This is a genomic window from Aquabacterium sp. UBA2148 (assembly GCF_002328915.1).
In the GTDB taxonomy this organism is placed as follows: Bacteria; Pseudomonadota; Gammaproteobacteria; order Burkholderiales; family Burkholderiaceae_C; genus Aquabacterium; species Aquabacterium parvum.
Window position 1 is genome coordinate 1 of the sequence record NZ_DCXA01000330.1, and the last position, 827, is coordinate 827.

An 827-nucleotide genomic window follows, 5' to 3' on the forward strand; every position below is an offset into this window, starting at 1 on the left:
GTGCCCGCCTGCTGAGTTTTCGCCGCGAGGTCGAAACCGCCATCTACAACACCATGCCGCATGGCCTGCTGCAGGAGTTCAAACGCCACCCTTTCCAATGTCCGGTGGCCTTCATCGGTGGCACCCGCTCACGCGAGTCGCGACTGGTCGGCCTCTCGGGCACCCGGCAGATCGTGGGCAAGCGCCTGTCCTGGATCGATGGCTCGCACCTCTACCCCTTCGAGCACCCGCGCGAGACCGTCGCCGAGGTGCTGACCTGGCTGCGTCGCTTCGAGGCAGACTTGGCGTCCTCGCCTGATTGAGCTGGTCCCATCGCTCCAAACCGTGCCCGACACCCGCCCCGCCCCACCGCCCACTGGTGAGCCCCCGCTGCCACAACGCATCCCCTTCGTCACCGTGACGAACTGGGTCCGTGCGGCCCGCCTGTGCGGCGTCGACATCGAGGCCATCTTCCGCCAGGAAGGCCTCGACACCCTGCACCTGCACCCTGCCACCTCCACCGTCGACCGCGTCACCATCCAGCGCGTCATGCACCATTGCGTGGAAGCCACGCGCCGCAACGGCAGCGCTCAACACTTCCCGCTGGCCCTGGGTGAGACCTTCGCCTTCGAGTACCTCTCAGACGTCGAGACCTTCATCACCACCAGCGCCACGCTGCGCGACGCCACGCGGGCCCTCGAATGGATCCCGCAGCTGGTCAACCCGTACATGCGCTTCAAGCTCTCCGAGCACGGGCACGAAGCGCGCCTGGCGCTGAGCTTTGAAGTGCCCGACAACGACCCGGCCATCGGCTGGCCTTTCGCCGAAGGCATCTTCACCACCGTCGC

At 67.0% G+C, this 827-nt stretch carries 1 protein-coding gene and 1 pseudogene; both read left to right on the forward strand.

What is annotated here, in order from left to right:
- A pseudogene (locus B2W70_RS18375) lies at positions 1-302 on the forward strand (alpha/beta fold hydrolase); the annotation flags it as partial.
- A 22-nt stretch (positions 303-324) separates the two neighbouring features.
- Positions 325-827: AraC family transcriptional regulator ligand-binding domain-containing protein (locus B2W70_RS18380; RefSeq protein ID WP_286748033.1), on the forward strand; the 503-nt coding region annotated here is incomplete at its 3' end.